Origin of the sequence: Pacificibacter marinus, assembly GCF_018860505.1 — a bacterium.
GTDB classification, from domain to species: Bacteria; Pseudomonadota; Alphaproteobacteria; order Rhodobacterales; family Rhodobacteraceae; genus Celeribacter; species Celeribacter marinus_B.
The window spans coordinates 99981-115325 of record NZ_JAHKPU010000032.1 but is presented as its reverse complement, the minus strand read 5'-3'; the positions used below and the strand labels follow the sequence as shown (position 1 = coordinate 115325).

Genomic DNA, 15345 nt, shown 5'->3' with positions numbered 1-15345 from the left:
GCTATCGATCTTTGATCCACGTCGCTCTGGGTAACAACATCAAAGTCAACGTGTATTTCAAGGGCAGCCGCTTGGCCGCCCTTTTTCGTGTGATGGCGAGGGTTTGCCCGCGCATAGGATTCTGCAGCACATGCTTTTGACAAGGGCCAGTATTCCCGTTACTCAAGCTATAACTTGGGTAAATGGATGAGCTGTCATGCGGTTTCAAAAACGTGGAATTCACACTGTACTACGCGGAGAACTGCCACGCGCCTTCGCGCTGTCTTTTGCAGTTTTGGCATTGGGGTCAACAGCTTATATAGCTACGCCGGGTGCCGCATACGCACAAGAATTCCGGTTTTCAACCGTCGCCATTGAAGGCAATGGCCGTGTTTCTGCTGAAACCATTCTATCCTATGCGGGAATCGCGCGCGGGCAGGGTGTCTCTGCGGGCGAATTGAATGACGCTTACCAGCGTGTTTTGGGCTCAGGACTGTTTGAAACCGTTGAATTTACCCCTCAGGGATCGCGTTTGGTGATCAAAGTGGCCGAATACCCAACGGTGTCTCGGATCAGTATCGAAGGCAATTCTAAGGTTAAAGATGAGGCGCTGTCCTCTGTATTACAGACCCAAGTGCGCCGCGTTTATTCGCCGTCCACGGTTGAATTTGATGCCGCAGCGATCACTGAAATCTATGAAACAAAAGGCCAATTGGCAGCAACGGTGACCCCGCGCATCATACGCCGGTCCGACAACCGTGTTGATGTTGTGTTTGAAGTGACCGAAGGCAAAGGCGTTGAAGTTGAACGCCTGACCTTTGTTGGCAACCGTGCCTTCCCTGATTCTCGCCTGCGGCGCGTTCTGGAAACCAAACAGGCGGGTCTTTTACGTTTTGTGGTGGGCCGTGATACCTTTGCCGAAGATCGTGTCGAGTTCGATAAGCGGGTTTTGGCTGATTTCTATACATCACGCGGCTATGTCGATTTTGAAATTCTGAACGTCGCCGCCGAGTTTTCGCGCGAACGTAACGCTTACTTTTTGACGTTTAATGTCCGTGAAGGTCAAAGTTTTGATTTTGGCACTATGACCACGGTGTCCAATTTTGACGGTGCAGACGCCGCAGACTTTCAAAAAGTTCTGAATATTCGTTCTGGCCAAACATATTCACCGGTTGCCGTTGAAAACGTGATCGAGCGAATGGAAGTTCTCGCGACCAAAAAGGGTTTGGACTTTTTGCGTGTTGAACCGCGTGTCACCCGCAATGATCGCACCCAAACATTGGACATCGAATTCGTTTTGGTGCGTGGCCCACGTGTGTTTGTGGAACGCATCGATATCGAAGGCAATGCCACCACGCTTGATCGTGTGGTTCGCCAAAAATTCCGTGTCGTTGAAGGTGATCCCTTTAACCCACGCGAAATTCGCGAGGCGGCCAGCCGCATTCGCGCCCTTGGATTTTTCTCTGACGTGCGTGTCAACGCGCGCGAAGGCTCAAGCAGCCAGCAAGTCGTTGTGGATGTAGATGTAGATGAAACGCCCACAGGCAGTTTTTCATTCGGCGCAAACTATTCTGTGTCCTCAGGTGTGAACTTTGTCGCATCGTTTTCTGAGCGAAACTTTTTGGGGCGTGGGCAATCCTTGTCCTTCAGTCTGACCACCGCGCTAGACGATGGCAATCTGAGCTTTAACTTCGTAGAACCTGCGTTTTTGGGGCGTGATGTGGCTTTTGGCTTGTCAGCGGCTTATGGATTTTCAGAGCCATCTTACGCAAGTCATACTGAGAAAAACATATACGTATCCCCAAGCTTGACCTTCCCTGTGTCCGAGCTCTCGCGGTTGTCACTGCGGTATCGTGCGGGGCTGAACGAGGTCACAAATCCCGATGACAACGATTTGCCAGACATTATCGAAGATGACATCGCCGCAGGTGAAGTTTTCCAACAGTCAGTGGGATACACCTATTCCTTTGATACAAGCCGCAATGGTGTGGAATCTCAGAATGGTTTTGCGTTCAAGTTTAGCCAAGATTATGCGGGGCTTGGCAGTGACGCTGAATACTTGCGCAACTCTGCTGAAGTGACTGCGAAGACCTCATTGTGGAATGAAACTGTCAATGTGAGTGCCACTATCGAAGGCGGTATGATTGATGGTCTTGGATCGAACACTCGGGTTTCGGATCGTTATTTTGCAGGCACCTCAATTATTCGCGGGTTCGAACCTGGCGGTATTGGTCCTCGTGATGAAGATACGGACCTCGCTTTGGGTGGTAATTTCTATGCTGTGGCCCGTTTGGAAACCGATTTTCCTTTGGGCTTACCTGAGGAATACGGTATCAAAGGTGGGTTGTTCCTAGATCACGGCGCCGTTTGGGGATTGGACGATGTCACGGGCGCAATAGACGGTAGTGAAGATTTGAGCTGGCGCACTGTCATCGGTGCTGCTGTGTACTTGAACACGCCGATTGGTCCATTGCGGTTCAATTTCACCCATGCGTTGCAAAAAGAAGATTATGACGTCGAACAAAACTTTGATTTGACGATCGCGACTCAATTCTAATGCGGGCTTGGGGCTGGATAGTTTGCGCGGTTTTTGCCGCCAATGTGTCTGGCCCTTTGTCGGCTCAAGACGCGGAAAACGAGGCGGCAGCCCCCGATGTCACCTCAGAGGCCGAGATTGCACCTCAACCACAAAACACAATCGCTCAGATTCCTCTGATCGCGTTTGATCGTGAACGCATTTTTGAGAACACCGACATTGGGCGCGCGCTTGAAGCCAAAGTTGAAGCCTTACTCAACGATCTTGTGATCGAAAATGATACCATCTTCGCGTCCCTTGAGGCGGAAGAACAAGAACTGACAGAGTTAAAAAACACACTGTCGAAAGAAGATTTTGCCAAAAAAGCTGAAGCCTTTGACGAAAAGGTCATTGCTATCCGAGCAGAGCAAAAAGCCAAATCAGAGGCGATTGAGCAAACGCGAGATCAAGGTTTGCGCGCATTTGAGGACACGTTGAACGTTGTTTTAAAAGATATCGCTCAAGAAGTTCGTGCAGTGGCTGTTTTCGAGAGAACACAAATCTACCTCATGTCTGGCTCTATCGATATTTCACTTGAGGTCATCAAACGGCTGAATGCCAGCAGTCAACAAGCGGCGGAGGCCGAGGCATTGGCGCAAGACCCGCAACCCGCTGCTGAAGATCAATAATCTCACCAAAGGTTTAAGCTGACTTGTCATAACCACACGCCATTGATACAGACACCACCTAGTGTATTGTATATAAAGACCTAAGATCTCATTATCGACCTGCAAGACAGCTGTCGCGGGACATATCTGAGGCACCTGAGCATGATCTTCATGCAACATAATACCCCCACAAACGGGGCAGAGATACGAAAAGACAAGGGACGGACATGACAGAGAGCTTCAAAACCGCAGATATTGATCTCATTCAACGCATTATCCCGCATCGTTATCCGTTTTTACTGGTGGATCGTGTGGTTGATATCGATGGTGACCAGACCTGTACCGGCATCAAAAACGTGTCCTTTAACGAACCCCATTTCCAAGGCCATTTCCCTGGCGCGCCGATCATGCCTGGGGTGACAATCGTCGAAGCCATGGCGCAAACTGCCGCTGTGATGGTGGGCGTTGAAAACGGTCTCGCGGACAAAGACTTCCTAGTTTATTTCATGTCGATCGAATCCTGCAAATTTCGCCGCAAAGTCGTTCCTGGTGACGTGTTGAAAATGCACATCACAACAAAACGCGGTGGCGGCAAGGTTTGGAAATTTGAAGGCCGTGCAGAAGTTGATGGCGAAGTGGCCTGCCAAGCGTCATTCACAGCGATGATGGATCTTCCAAAAGAGTGACCCATTTCGGGTCAGGTCATATTTTCCATATTCGGAGCCCGTCATGAGCATCCATCCAAGCGCAAATATTCACCCCTCATCTGTGATCGAAAACGGTGCTGTTGTCGGTGAAAACTGCCACATCGGTCCGTTCTGCCTTGTTGGGCCTGATGTGGTGTTGGGCGCTGGTGTTGTGTTGAAAAGTCATGTTGTTGTGTCTGGTGACACATTGATTGGCGACGAGACTGTGATTTTCCAGTTTGCCTCGATTGGTGCGATTCCACAGGATCTGAAATATGATGGCGAACCGACCAAATTGATCATCGGCAAGCGCAACCGCATCCGCGAATATGTGACCATGAATTTGGGCACAGTTGGCGGTGGTGGGGTCACGCGGGTGGGCGATGACAACCTGCTGATGGCCAGCGCCCATGTCGCCCATGACGTGCAAATCGGCAATCGGGTGATTTTGGTCAACTCCGTCGCGGTGGCGGGTCATTGTGTTATTGATGATGACGTGATCATCGGCGGCCTGTCTGGCATCCACCAATGGGTGCGGATCGGGCAGGGTGCCATTATCGGGGCTTTGTCTATGGTGACCGGTGATGTCTTGCCGCATGCTTTGGTCCAAGGTCCGCGGGCCGAGCTGGATGGTCTCAATCTTGTGGGGCTGAAGCGGCGTGGCGTGGCGCGTGACGACATCAACCAATTGCGCGCAGCCTTTCAAATGCTCAAGCAAGGTGACGGATCATTCAAGGAACGCGCTGCACGCTTGCACGAGGATTTCGACAGTGACTACGTGGCCCGTATGGTTGCTTTTGTGATGGGCGATAGTGATCGCGGATTTTTGACGCCAAAATGATCTTTCACAACACATAAGGTGACGCGCGTGTCCAGAACGGCCATCATCGCAGGATCAGGGGATCTGCCCCGCCTTTTGGCCGAGGCTTTGGAGGCGCCTGTCTATGTGACTTTGGATGATAGCTTTGTGCCTGAGGGCATTGATCATGTCACTGCGCGGATCGAAAAACTTGGTCGCCTGTTCAAAGACTTACAAGACCGTGACGTCACCTCTGTGAGTTTCGCTGGTGCTATGGCGCGGCCCAAAGTGAACCCTGTTTTGCTAGACCGCCACGCCCTGCGGCTGGCCATGTCGATGGGAAAGGGCGATGATGCTTTACTGCGCGAGGTCTTGGCGGTGTTTGGCGATCAAGGCTTTGACATCAAGAGTGCGGTCGATATTTGCCCCGATCTTGTGCTGCCAAAAGGCACGATCTGGGGTGTAAAGCCCAGCAAACAAGATGACAAAGACGCCGCACGCGCTTTAAAGGTGCTCAGTACATTGTCACCGCTTGATGTGGGCCAAGGGGCTGTTTGCGCCGGTGGAATGATTTTGGGGATTGAGACGTTGCAAGGCACAGATTCTATGCTGTCTTACGTCGCGGCGACTCCCGATCACCTGCGACGCGCCAAGGGGGTGTTTGTGAAATCGCCAAAACGTAACCAAGACCTGCGTATTGATATGCCGACCATCGGCCCCAAGACCATCGAAGCTGTGATCAAAGCCGGCCTTGCGGGGTTGGTGATTCCGTCTGACACCGTGATCGTGCTTGATCGTGCAGCGCTCAAATCCCGCATTGAAGAGGCAGGTATCTTCCTGAAAGCCATATGAGTGCTTTAAAGGTTTTTGTCATCGCGGGCGAGCAATCCGGCGACAAATTGGGCGCCGCGGCTATGGCAGGTCTCAAACAGCTGGCTGATGTCGAGTTTCGCGGCGTTGGCGGGCCCCTGATGGCGGTTGAGGGGCTGGATAGCCTGTTTGCGATGGATGAATTGTCGCTTATGGGCATCATGGAAATTCTGCCAAAGTATTTTCACCTCAAACGCCGCATCCGTGAAACGGCGGAGGCCGCATTGGCGTGGCAACCTGATGTGATTTTGACCATCGACAGTCCTGATTTTTGCCTACGCGTGGCCGATATTGTGAAATCGCAATCCGATTTGCGCATTTGTCATTATGTGGCCCCAACAGTTTGGGCATGGCGACCTGAACGCGCTGCCAAGATGGCAGCCAAAGTCGATCAAGTCTTAGCGCTCTTTCCGTTTGAGCCGCCTTACTTTGACGCCGTGGGCCTGCGCTGTGATTTCGTCGGGCATCCTGTATCGACCGAAGTTGTGGCCTCGGATGCGGAAGTATCCCAGTTTCGCGCCGCGCAGGGCATCGATGATGCGCCTTTGGTTTTGGTTCTACCGGGGTCGCGTAAGGGTGAAGTTGCGCGGCTGTCTGATGATTTCGGAAAAGCGCTAGGTCTCTTTGCAAAGACAAATCCCAACGCACGTTTTGTTCTGCCCATGGCCGGACCGGTTGAGACGCTCGTGCGGGAAAAAACGGCCCAATGGCCCGTACCCCCTATCTTGATCGAAGCCTCAGACAAAACCGCCAAACGCGCCGCTTTCAAAGCCGCAGACATTGCGCTGGCCGCTTCTGGCACCGTGTCACTTGAGCTTGCCGCCAATCAAACGCCGATGGTGATCGCTTATAAAATGCAATGGCTGACGCAGAAGATCGTCGAACGCAAACTGCTGATCGATACAGTGACTTTGGTCAATCTGGTGTCCGAAACCCGAGTCGTGCCAGAGTTTTTGGCGCAAAACTGCCTGCCTGATAAAATAGCGACAGCGCTCAGTGATGTTTTGCAAAACCCAACTGCGCAAACTGCGGCGCTGGATCTCACGATGCAGCGTTTGGGGCAGGGTGGTGAAGCACCAGGTGTGCGTGCAGCAAAGGCAATTTTAGCAGGGCTTGCAAAGTAACGGCTCAAGCGCATTGCCAAAGCCGCCGTCCGTAGAGAGATCACGGCTTGATCACGCAAGTACAATCAGGTGTGAAAAGACGTTTCTTGTTGTTTGTGTTGCCTGTTCTTAGGTAAGGGCGATACATCAAAAGAGAAAAATATGCACATCTTTCAATCGCTTACAAATAAGAAAACACTTCTATCCATCGCGCTGTCCGGCTTAATTGGCGAAATCGCCTTTGAGCTTTATGCGTGGCTCATTTCACCGATTTTGTTCGGCGTCACCCTACAGCCATCCAATCTGGTGATTGCGTTGACCATGAAATTTACGGGTGTGGAGCTGTCTCATACCGTGGCGTTTCCACTGCATTTCATCATCGGAGCCTTAGGGTTTGGTCTGTTCACATATTTTATCCGCCTCGTGATGCCAAACAAAGTTTGGCTGACGGGCTTTATCTCTGGATTTATCTTATGGGTTGTCGCCCAAGGGATTTTGGCGCCAGTGATCGGTCGGACATTTATGATGGGATTTGGCACTTACACGCAGTCGTCATTTGTCGGCCATGTTGGCATGACACTCATTATGGCGCATGTGATGGTTCTGGCGTTTCGCCGTTTGAGCAACGCACCTGCGACGCCTGCCCATTAACTGACACGGCCCGCGCACCTTTTGGAAGATCATCCAACATGTGCGCGGGTCATTTTTATAATAAAATTATCGCTTTAATATCCACGCCAAATCCAGCCGCCACCAAAGATCCGCGTACTGTCGTCATCGTAAAACACGCAAGCTTGGCCGGCTGACACACCTTCTTCGGCGACGATCAATTCGACCTCTGCCTCAGTATCAGAAATTGGCCGGATGATTGCCTCACGCGGGGGGCGGGTCGAGCGCACGCGTACCAGAACATGCCATTCCTCGCGGCTCGACAGTGGTGCGTCGCCCAACCAATTGATCTCACGTACAGGGATTTTACGGGTGGCGAGCATGTCTTTTGGCCCAACGATGACGTGCTTTTTCTCAACATCCAATTTGACCACATACAAAGGATCCGCCAAACCACCGATGCCAAGACCGCGACGTTGCCCGACTGTATAGTGCAACACACCGTTATGTTGCCCCAATACGTTTCCATCGGTGTCAACAATATCACCAGGTTCGGCAGCCCCTGGGCGCAGTTTTTCGATCACAGAGGCGTAGTTGCCGTTTGGCACGAAGCAAATGTCTTGGCTGTCGGGCTTATCCGCCACGGCCAATCCGTATTTCGAAGCCAGCGCACGGGTCTCATCTTTGGACGCCAAATGGCCCAAAGGAAAGCGCAGGTAATCGAGTTGCGCCTCTGTGGTTGAGAACAAGAAATACGACTGATCGCGGTTGGCATCGGCTGCCGAATGCAATTCTGCACCGCCTTTGCCCATTTTGCGTTGAATATAGTGACCTGTCGCCATGCAATCGGCATCCAAATCTTTGGCCGTCTCTAGCAGGTCCTTAAATTTCACCCGCTCATTGCAGCGAATACAAGGCACAGGTGTCGCCCCCGCCAAATAACTGTCAGCGAATTCATCGATCACTGCATCCTTGAACACGCTCTCATAATCCAAAACGTAATGCGGAAAACCCATTTCTTCGGCCACGCGCCGCGCGTCATGAATGTCACGTCCCGCACAGCAAGCACCCTTTTTCGACAAAGCAGCTCCGTGGTCATACAGCTGCAAAGTCACCCCGACCACATCATAGCCTTCTTCAGCCAGCTGTGCCGCCACGACAGAACTGTCCACTCCGCCGGACATAGCGACGACAACCCGTGTTTCAGACGGAGGCTTGGCAAAGCCAAGAGAGTTGATCGGATGTGTCTTTGTAGCGGGTGCAGCAACAGTCATGAACAAAACCTTTCCAGAACATGCTCAGAATATATGAAAATCCTATATATTCTCAATGACAGGTTTCACCACCCATTAAGACCCTTGCGTCAAAACAAATACGTAAAGTTGATGAGGGTGAGCCCATGTATTTGAGAAAAGTAGACGGCCCGCGTGCCGTCACCTTGCCAGATGGCAGTATCATGACGCGCGCAGACCTGCCACCGCCTGAGACTCGGCGCTGGGTGGCATCGCGCAAAGCGATCATTGTCAAAGCCGTGGCGTTTGGATTGATGCCTTTGACCGAGGCCTTGAAAACCTATGGCTTGAGTGAAGAAGAGTTCAATTCTTGGAAAACAGCGATTCAGAATCATGGCGAAATCGCGTTAAAAGCCACTTCTTTGCAAAAATATCGACAACCTTAGGTTGAGAATGCTAAAAGGTTAAAACTAGTAACGTGTAGTTAACCATTTTGGCCAATATTTTTATCGAACGAATGCTCGAAAAAAAATTTAGCAACGGAGACTCTAGGTAATGCGTATTCTTTTGGTCGAGGACGATCCAACGACATCAAAAAGCATTGAATTGATGCTGACACATGCAAATCTCAACGTCTACACGACGGATTTAGGCGAGGAAGGCATCGATCTCGCAAAACTTTATGATTATGACCTGATCCTTTTGGATCTTGGTTTGCCGGACATGAACGGACACGAAGTGCTGCGTCAATTGCGTCTCGCACGAATCGAAACGCCAATTCTGATTCTCTCTGGTGCTGACGACACTGAAAACAAAATCAAAGGTTTTGGCTTTGGTGCGGATGATTATCTGACCAAACCATTTCACCGCGAAGAACTGGTGGCCCGTATCCACGCCATCATCCGTCGCTCAAAAGGGCATTCACAATCTGTGATTGGCACTGGTAAGATCGAGGTCAATCTTGATGCGAAAACAGTGTCTGTTGCCAACAAACCTGTGCACCTCACTGGTAAAGAATATCAAATGTTGGAACTTTTGTCGCTGCGCAAAGGCACAACTTTGACCAAGGAAATGTTCCTCAATCACCTCTATGGTGGCATGGATGAACCTGAACTCAAAATCATCGATGTCTTTATTTGTAAATTACGCAAGAAGCTTGCAAACGCAACAGACGGTGACAATTACATCGAAACGGTTTGGGGCCGCGGCTATGTTTTGCGTGACCCTGATCCCGTTGACATGGAAACCCCAATCGCAATTGGTGCCTAAATATTTTCAGGGCTGACGCAGTTTTTAACGACATCGCACCATTCCGTTGCATCTCGACTGGACCTCTTCGACTTGCTCTCCTAAACAATTAGGGGACCAAAGTTGGAGAGGTTTTTTTATGTCTGCGGACGTCGCCGTCGAAGTCATGACCGAAGAACAAGCGCGCGCTGAACTCGCACGTTTGTCAAAAATCTTATTGGCGGCCAATGCAGACTATTACACTGCCGAGCCTAAAATTATCGATGCCGATTACGATACGCTCAAAGCGAGAAATGCAGAGATTGAATCTCGATTTCCAGCTCTGAAACGTGCCGATAGCCCTTCAAATGTTGTCGGCGCAAGCCCCGCAGCGGGCTTTGGTAAAATCACCCATGCGGTGCGCATGCTATCTTTGTCGAATGCTTTTGAAGACAGCGACGTCGATGATTTTGACACATCCATCCGAAAATTCTTAGGCAGCAACACTGCGTTGCAATACACAGCAGAGCCCAAAATCGATGGGCTGTCGTTGTCGATCCGCTATGAAAATGGTGCTCTTGTTTATGCCGCGACTCGAGGTGATGGTGAAACGGGCGAAAACGTCACCGAAAATGCCAAAACCATCGCAGATATTCCGCACCAAATTTCCGGCGCGCCTGACATTTTGGAAGTGCGCGGCGAAGTTTATATGAGCCATGCCGATTTTGCCGCTCTTAATGAACGGCATTCTGAGCGTGGTGGCAAAATATTCTCAAACCCACGCAATGCTGCGGCTGGCAGTTTGCGCCAACTTGATGCGGATATCACCCGTGCGCGCCCCCTAAAATTCTTTGCCTATGCTTGGGGCGAACTCTCACAGCCTTTGGCCGACACCCAAATGGGTGCGATCAATGCGCTTAAATCATTCGGGTTTTCGATCAATCCGCTAACCAAACTCTGCTCCAGCCCTCAAGAGTTGGTTGCACACTATCACCACATCGAAGAACAACGCGCGACCTTGGGGTATGACATCGACGGAGTTGTCTACAAAGTCGACGATTTGGCCTTGCAAGCGCGCCTTGGCTTTCGCTCCACCACACCACGTTGGGCCATTGCTCATAAATTCCCTGCCGAACTTGCTTGGACCCGCTTGGAAGCGATAGATATCCAAGTTGGTCGCACTGGTGCGCTCAGTCCCGTCGCTCGGTTGACGCCTGTCACGGTCGGCGGCGTGGTTGTGTCAAATGCCACGCTGCACAATCAAGATTACATCGAAGGTCGAGATAGCAAAGGCGATGAAATTCGTGGTGGCAAAGATATTCGTATCGGTGATTGGGTCCAAGTTTACCGCGCTGGCGATGTCATTCCGAAAATTGCAGATGTTGACATCGACAAACGCACTGGATCTGAAACCGTGTTTGCCTTTCCGAAGACCTGTCCAGAATGCGGATCTGACGCCATCCGTGAAGAGGGTGATGCGGTCCACAGATGTTCTGGTGGCATGATTTGCCCGGCCCAAGCCATTGAAAAGTTAAAGCACTTTGTTTCACGCGGCGCGTTCGATATTGATGGGTTTGGCGCCAAACAGGTCGAGCAGTTCTACAATGATGGATGGATCAAAGAACCCGCTGATATTTTCAAGCTCGAAGAACGATATGGATCAGGGCTTCAACAACTCAAGAACCGCGACGGTTGGGGGACAAAATCTGCGCAAAAAGTTTTTGACGCGATCAACGCCAGCAGACAAGTTGACTTAGCGCGGATGATTTTTGGCCTCGGGATACGCCATGTCGGGGACAGTTCAGCGGCTTTACTTGCGCTCAATTATGGCAGTTGGCACCGTTTTGAGGCAGCAATGACCAGCGCCGTGGTCGGTGAGGGTGAAATCTGGGACGATCTTTTGTCCATCGATGGTATCGGCGCTGTCATGGCCAAATCCTTGGTGACAGCCTTTCATCAAACGTCTGAACGCGCATCTATTGATCGTCTCGCGGCCCAGTTGACCATCATTGATGCCAAACAGCCTGCAAATGATAGCCCCGTTACCGGAAAAATCGTTGTGTTTTCTGGCACGTTGGAAAAAATGAGCCGCGCCGAAGCCAAGGCCAAAGCGGAAAGTCTTGGGGCCAAAGTTTCTGGGTCTGTTTCTGCGAAAACGGATATTCTGGTCGCAGGGCCGGGGGCTGGGTCAAAGGCGAAAAAGGCGGCTGAATTGAATATTCTCACGTTGGACGAGGATGGTTGGCTCGACCTGATTGCGCCAAAATGACCAGCGTGCGACCAGAATCCTTATTTCCACTCTTTGCAGACCTGTCGACCTTGGCGGGTGTCGGGCCCAAAACGGCCAAAGCTTTTGCGGGGCTATCGGTGGAGCGCCCTAAAGACCTGCTGTTTACATTGCCGCACGCGCTCATCGATCGGCGCCGCGTTCCAACTGTCATCGGGGCACTTTCAGGCGATGTGGTCACTGTCGAAGTGACCGTATTGCGCCATTTGTTTCCCAGTCGTAAGGGGCTGCCGCATCGTGTTTTCGTGAGCGATAGTGCCACTGAATTCCAGCTGGTGTTCTTTAGAGGGGCCGCAGATTGGATCGAAAAACAACTGCCCGTCAATGAAAACCGCCTCGTGTCAGGGAAGGTTGAATTTTACGATTCACAAATTCAAATGCCGCATCCAGATCACATCTTGACGCTAGACAAAGAAGACGACTTGCCAAGATTTGAACCGGTGTATTCATTGGCTGCGGGGGTGACGCAGAAAATCATGGCCAAATCCTGCCTTGACTCGATTGAGAAAACGCCTGAGTTGGAAGAGTGGATCGACCCGAGTTTGAGGTCACGAGAATCTTGGCCCGCGTTTAAATCTGCGCTCGAAATGTCTCACAATCCGATGAGCGCCAACGAGTTGACCGCTACATCGCCAGCGCGTCAAAGGCTTGCTTACGATGAGTTATTCGCGCATCAAATTACGCTGGCACTGGCTCGCAAAGCGGTGAAATCAAAGCCTGGCCGCAGCTCGGTCGGGATCGGAAAGCTGCGCGCTCGCGTGTTGAAAGCTCTGCCATTTCACCCAACAGGTGCGCAGAGCCGCGCAATGGATGATATTGAACACGACCTGTCGTTGTCTGAGCGCATGAACCGCCTGTTGATGGGGGATGTCGGGTCGGGTAAAACCTTGGTCGCGTTGATGTCTTTGCTTATAGCGGTGGAGGCCGGCGGGCAGGGTGTTTTGATGGCCCCCACGGAAATTTTGGCACGACAGCATTTGGCAGATTTGCGACCATTGGCAGAGCAAGCTGGCGTTGTACTTGAATTGCTGACAGGACGCGACAAAGGTAGGGAACGCAAAGCCAAATTGCAGGCCTTGGCGCAAGGCGACATACATATTCTTGTGGGCACCCATGCTGTGTTTCAAGACGATGTTATCTTTAGCGACCTTAGGCTGGCGATTGTTGATGAGCAGCATCGTTTTGGTGTGACACAGCGCATGGCGCTGGCTGAAAAAGGTCAATGCGTTGATATGCTGGTGATGACAGCCACGCCGATCCCGCGATCTTTATCCTTGGCGCAATATGGCGATATGGATGTGTCGATCTTGGATGAAAAGCCCGCCGGCCGCACACCGATTAAGACGGCGTTGAGTGCGACTGAGCGGATGGACGATGTCGTGGCCCATTTGAATGCTGCTGTCGCGGCAGGAAAGCAGGCCTATTGGGTCTGTCCTCTTGTTGGCGAAAGCGAAGTCATGGATTTGATGGCTGCTGAAGAGCGTTTCAAACATTTGCGTGCCGCCCTTGGGGAAGGCAAAGTCGGATTGGTTCACGGTCAAATGGCCGCGGAGGAAAAAGATGCAACCATGGCGCAATTTGTCCGTGGCGATCTGTCAGTTCTTGTTGCGACCACTGTGATTGAGGTGGGTGTCAACGTGCCCAACGCGTCTATTATGGTGATTGAGCGGGCCGAGCATTTTGGCCTCGCGCAGCTACACCAACTGCGTGGACGGGTGGGGCGCGGCACTGTCGCGTCGACCTGTTTGTTGCTCTATCAAGCGCCGCTGAGTGAAACGGGGCGCAGGCGTTTAGAGATTTTACGCGAAACAGAAGACGGGTTTCGCATCGCCGAAGAAGACCTAACGATGCGCGGGGCAGGTGATGTGCTTGGGACTGCGCAATCTGGTGTTCCGAAATTCAGAATCGCCGATATCGAAACACAGTCTGCGCTGATGGCACTGGCTCAAAATGATGCGCGAAAACTGCTGCATGATGATCCAGAGCTGAAAAGCGAACGCGGGCAGGCCGTGCGTGTTCTACTTTGGTTAATGGAAAAAGATCGTGCAATTCGTTTGATGTCAGTAGGTTAACTGGTTTCTGTTTATTTTGTTCGCAAATGTTCTTAAAAAGTTCTTTACACAGGTCGTTAAAAATGAGAACAAATAGGCAACAACCTATTAACCTCACGAAAGGACGACACAATGATCCGCGATATCAAATCCGTTGTAGAGCGCTCACAAGGTACTTTGGTCGAAGATATGATCGGTGCTGCCGCCCTTTTGGTGATCCTATTCGGAGGTCTTATAGCCCCTGCATTTTTCTAAGTTTCTGCCTGTGATTCAAACAACCAACCGACACCTCATGTCCCAACGGGTGTTGCAGACGTCTTACCTATTCCCGTCCGCTTGCGGAGCCTCATCCCGCTGAACTGTTGCTTGAATCCCAACTTTATCCGCCGCCTTCAATTCGAAGTGCGGCGGTTTTTTTTGTGCCATAGGCGCGCGCAAAATGGATTAGCTGGTTGAGGCCAAATTTGCTTCGATCATCGCTTTTTGTGCGGCTATAACCGACAACAAAATAGAGGCGTGACGGTTTGTATAAGCACGCGCAGGCAGCAGCGCCTCAAAGCCTTCAAAGGGCGTAGAAGGGGTTGGGCCATCGTCTTTGAGAAACGCACTGAGTTCCGTCAAAGCAGTGGTCAGCTCTTCAGCAGATCTGCCAATGATATTTTGTCCTAATACAGCCGCAGCAGCTTGGCCAAGTGCACAGGCTTTGACGTCTTGTGCAAAGTCGGCGATGCGGCCATCGCGCACCACGACATCCGCTGTCACGGTCGATCCGCACAGTGGCGCACGTTCGCGTACAGTTGCATCTGGTGCATCTAGGCGACCAAGATGCGGAATGTCTGCGGCCAGTGCCAAAAGGCGACCAGAATAGAGGGATGCAAGATCTGCGGACATGATTTGCCTTTCATCAATTACAGTCTTAGATAGGGCATGCGATAGGCATAGGAAAGGACCCGCCATGACCTTTGATCCCAACTCTCTAAAATATGATGACAAAGGTCTCATTCCCGCCATTGCCCAAGATGCGCAGACGGGCGAGATCTTGATGCTGGCTTGGATGAATGCCAAATCCGTCGCCATGACTTTGGACACTGGCAAAGTGACCTACTGGTCGCGGTCACGTCAATCGTTTTGGATCAAGGGCGAAAGCTCTGGCCACGTCCAAGAATTGGTCGATTTTCGATTTGATTGCGATCAGGATTGCATCTTGGTTACGGTCAATCAAACGGGGCCAGCTTGCCACACCAATCGTCGGTCATGTTTCTATACGGCCGTGCGCGATGGCGAGACAGTTGAGTTGATGTCACCAGAGGTTTGAATCG

The 15345-nt window shown here is 51.4% G+C and carries 15 protein-coding genes; 13 read left to right on the top strand and 2 right to left on the bottom strand.

Annotation, left to right across the window (positions count from 1 at the left end; genetic code table 11):
• The first annotated feature begins 196 nt into the window (after positions 1 to 196).
• From bamA to KO503_RS12275, 7 genes are all read left to right on the top strand, one after another.
• Positions 197 to 2536 (top strand): outer membrane protein assembly factor BamA, encoded by a 2340-nt coding sequence (bamA, locus tag KO503_RS12305; RefSeq protein ID WP_215991846.1) that lies wholly within the window; start codon positions 197 to 199, stop codon positions 2534 to 2536.
• Complete coding sequence (locus KO503_RS12300; protein ID WP_215991845.1) at positions 2536 to 3183, top strand: OmpH family outer membrane protein; 648 nt, start codon at positions 2536 to 2538, stop codon at positions 3181 to 3183. Before bamA ends, KO503_RS12300 begins: the two co-directional genes overlap by 1 nt.
• A 206-nt stretch (positions 3184 to 3389) precedes the next feature.
• A complete protein-coding gene (gene fabZ / locus KO503_RS12295; RefSeq protein ID WP_215991844.1) occupies positions 3390 to 3848 on the top strand; it encodes a 3-hydroxyacyl-ACP dehydratase FabZ in 459 nt (152 codons plus the stop codon).
• Between the two features lie 43 nt (positions 3849 to 3891).
• On the top strand, positions 3892 to 4689 hold the full coding sequence (lpxA, locus tag KO503_RS12290) for an acyl-ACP--UDP-N-acetylglucosamine O-acyltransferase (RefSeq protein ID WP_215991843.1): 798 nt from the start codon (positions 3892 to 3894) through the stop codon (positions 4687 to 4689).
• A 27-nt stretch (positions 4690 to 4716) separates the two neighbouring features.
• The gene (locus KO503_RS18030; protein ID WP_215991842.1) at positions 4717 to 5499 is read left to right on the top strand and encodes an LpxI family protein; all 783 of its coding nucleotides are present in this window, start codon (positions 4717 to 4719) and stop codon (positions 5497 to 5499) included.
• Positions 5496 to 6641 carry a lipid-A-disaccharide synthase gene (gene lpxB, locus KO503_RS12280; RefSeq protein WP_215991841.1) on the top strand — a complete coding sequence of 382 codons (1146 nt, stop codon included), beginning with the start codon at positions 5496 to 5498 and terminating at the stop codon, positions 6639 to 6641. Before KO503_RS18030 ends, lpxB begins: the two co-directional genes overlap by 4 nt.
• Positions 6642 to 6782: 141 nt before the next feature.
• The gene (locus tag KO503_RS12275) at positions 6783 to 7271 is read left to right on the top strand and encodes a hypothetical protein (protein WP_215991840.1); all 489 of its coding nucleotides are present in this window, start codon (positions 6783 to 6785) and stop codon (positions 7269 to 7271) included.
• Between the two features lie 74 nt (positions 7272 to 7345).
• Here KO503_RS12275 and mnmA read toward each other — a convergent pair whose 3' ends face one another.
• Complete coding sequence (gene mnmA, locus KO503_RS12270; RefSeq protein WP_215991839.1) at positions 7346 to 8503, bottom strand: tRNA 2-thiouridine(34) synthase MnmA; 1158 nt, start codon at positions 8501 to 8503, stop codon at positions 7346 to 7348.
• Positions 8504 to 8628: 125 nt separating this feature from the next.
• Between mnmA and sciP the strand changes: the two genes are divergently transcribed.
• The 5 genes from sciP (at position 8629) to KO503_RS17910 (ending at position 14281) form a co-directional block, all read left to right on the top strand.
• Positions 8629 to 8907 (top strand): CtrA inhibitor SciP, encoded by a 279-nt coding sequence (gene sciP / locus KO503_RS12265; protein ID WP_215991838.1) that lies wholly within the window; start codon positions 8629 to 8631, stop codon positions 8905 to 8907.
• Positions 8908 to 9016: 109 nt separating this feature from the next.
• Entirely contained in the window at positions 9017 to 9730 is a 714-nt protein-coding gene (ctrA, locus tag KO503_RS12260; protein WP_215991837.1) for a response regulator transcription factor CtrA, read from the top strand.
• Positions 9731 to 9848: 118 nt separating this feature from the next.
• Positions 9849 to 11957 carry an NAD-dependent DNA ligase LigA gene (ligA, locus tag KO503_RS12255; protein ID WP_215991836.1) on the top strand — a complete coding sequence of 703 codons (2109 nt, stop codon included), beginning with the start codon at positions 9849 to 9851 and terminating at the stop codon, positions 11955 to 11957.
• On the top strand, positions 11954 to 14047 hold the full coding sequence (gene recG / locus KO503_RS12250) for an ATP-dependent DNA helicase RecG (protein WP_215991835.1): 2094 nt from the start codon (positions 11954 to 11956) through the stop codon (positions 14045 to 14047). Before ligA ends, recG begins: the two co-directional genes overlap by 4 nt.
• A gap of 111 nt (positions 14048 to 14158) precedes the next feature.
• Complete coding sequence (locus tag KO503_RS17910; protein WP_289846657.1) at positions 14159 to 14281, top strand: hypothetical protein; 123 nt, start codon at positions 14159 to 14161, stop codon at positions 14279 to 14281.
• Between the two features lie 189 nt (positions 14282 to 14470).
• Here KO503_RS17910 and KO503_RS12245 read toward each other — a convergent pair whose 3' ends face one another.
• Entirely contained in the window at positions 14471 to 14917 is a 447-nt protein-coding gene (locus KO503_RS12245; RefSeq protein WP_215991834.1) for an iron-sulfur cluster assembly scaffold protein, read from the bottom strand.
• Between the two features lie 64 nt (positions 14918 to 14981).
• Here KO503_RS12245 and hisI point away from each other — a divergent pair, with 64 nt between their 5' ends.
• Positions 14982 to 15341: a phosphoribosyl-AMP cyclohydrolase gene (gene hisI / locus KO503_RS12240; RefSeq protein ID WP_215991833.1), complete on the top strand. Its 360-nt coding sequence runs from the start codon at positions 14982 to 14984 to the stop codon at positions 15339 to 15341.
• Positions 15342 to 15345: the final 4 nt, after the last annotated feature.